At 69.5% G+C, this 1361-nt stretch carries 1 protein-coding gene and 2 pseudogenes; all 3 read left to right on the top strand.

The window, feature by feature from the left end:
• Positions 1-318, top strand: a pseudogene (locus tag ACWDTP_RS38490) (potassium-transporting ATPase subunit B); the annotation flags it as partial.
• 1 nt (position 319) lies between these two features.
• Positions 320-1177 carry a potassium-transporting ATPase subunit C gene (locus tag ACWDTP_RS38485; protein WP_450028452.1) on the top strand — a complete coding sequence of 286 codons (858 nt, stop codon included), beginning with the start codon at positions 320-322 and terminating at the stop codon, positions 1175-1177.
• Positions 1155-1361 (top strand): annotated as a pseudogene (locus ACWDTP_RS38480) (hypothetical protein); the annotation flags it as partial. The gene ACWDTP_RS38485 and the pseudogene ACWDTP_RS38480, both read left to right, overlap by 23 nt.

The raw sequence follows: 1361 nt of genomic DNA, 5'->3' as shown, positions 1-1361 counted from the left end.
TCGATCGCCAACGACATCGCCAAGTACTTCGCGATCATCCCGGCCCTGTTCGTCACGCTGTACCCGGGCCTGGACCTGCTGAACATCATGCGGCTGCACAGTCCGCAGTCGGCCATCCTGTCCGCGGTGATCTTCAACGCGATCGTGATCGTCGTGCTGATCCCGCTGGCGCTCAAAGGTGTCCGCTACACGCCGAGCAGCGCGTCGAAACTGCTGAGCCGCAACCTCTCGCTGTACGGACTCGGCGGCATCGTCGCGCCGTTCATCGGCATCAAACTCATCGACCTGGTGATCCAACTTCTCCCCGGGATGTCCTGATATGCGATTCACGAATCTGCTCCGTCAACACGCGGCCGCGCTGCGGGCCCTGCTGGTGCTCACCGTCATCCTCGGCATCGGCTATCCGGTGTTCATCTGGCTGGTGGCCCAGTTGCCGGGGCTGTCCGGGAAATCCGCCGGGTCGATCGTCGAGGCCGGTGGAAAACCGGTGGGCAGCAGCCTGATCGGGCAGTCGTTCACCGACGCCGACGGCAACCCGATGCCCCGGTACTTCCAGAGCAGGCCGTCGGCGGCCGATTACGACCCGATGGCCACCAGCGCGAGCAACCTCGGGCCGGAGAGCATCGTCGACACCCCCGACGACCCCGGCCTGCTGACCCAGGTGTGTGAGCGCAGCCGGGCCGCGGGCGACCTCGACGGGGTCGACGGGGCCCGCCCGTACTGCACCGGCGACGGGGTCGGGGCGGTGCTGTCGGTGATCGGCCCGCGCGACGCGCGTGGGAACGTGATCCGGCCGACCCAGGTGGTCAGCGTCAATCAACCGTGCCCGGCCACCCCGTTCCTGAACTCCTACCGGGGCGTGCGGGTGGAATGCGCCAAGGCGGGCCAGGATTACCGCATCGGCCAGATCGTGCCGATCGCCGGCTCCCCGAGCCGACCCCAGGTGCCCGCCGATGCGGTCACCGCGAGCGGCAGCGGGCTCGATCCGGACATCTCCCCCGCCTACGCCGACCTGCAGGTGAACCGGGTGGCGCGGGCCCGCGGCTTGAGCCCCGAGACGGTCCGCCAACTGGTCGCCGCCCACACCGACGGCCGCGGCCTCGGTTTCCTCGGCGAACCCCGGGTCAACGTGCTCGAGCTCAACATCGCGCTCGATGCGCTGCCCGCGGGTGGATGATGGGCTGGTGAGCACGTCGGCGCCGCACCCGGTCAGGCGGGGTGAACTACGCATCTACCTGGGTGCGGCGCCCGGCGTCGGCAAGACCTACGCCATGCTCGGCGAGGCGCACCGGCGGCTGGAGCGCGGCACCGACGTCGTCGCCGCGGTCGTCGAGACGCACAGCCGCACCAAGACCACCGAG

The organism is Mycobacterium sp. NPDC003449 (genome assembly GCF_053588415.1).
This window is presented reverse-complemented; position numbering and strand designations above follow the sequence as displayed.

Bases quoted from the DNA above. Each gene is read 5' to 3' on its own strand.
- ACWDTP_RS38485 (WP_450028452.1), top strand. From the start codon at position 320: ATGCGATTCACGAATCTGCTCCGTCAACACGCGGCCGCGCTGCGGGCC.